At 38.0% G+C, this 255-nt stretch carries 1 pseudogene; it reads right to left on the minus strand.

The window, feature by feature from the left end:
• Positions 1–255, minus strand: a pseudogene (locus tag ACEO2X_RS14660) (RNA-guided endonuclease TnpB family protein); the annotation flags it as partial.

Below are 255 nucleotides of genomic sequence, written 5' to 3' on the forward strand. Positions count from 1 at the left end.
CTACGAATGTGCCTGTTTTGATATTGTATTGACTTAATCCGTAACTATCCCATAGTTTAAATTGATGCTTGCCATATTGAACATAGCCATCAGCATATTTGATTGCAACCTTTTTAAACGGTATCCACCCCAGTGAACGTCTAGCTGATTTTTTATTACTGACACGCCATTTTAGTTTTGCTTTTTTGAACTGCTTGCGTCTTGTGACCAATTCTTCTGTCACTGCCTGAATAGTTTGACTGTGCAGGTTGCATT

This window comes from Acinetobacter sp. AL9, from assembly GCF_041464035.1.
Lineage (GTDB): Bacteria > Pseudomonadota > Gammaproteobacteria > Pseudomonadales > Moraxellaceae > Acinetobacter > Acinetobacter towneri.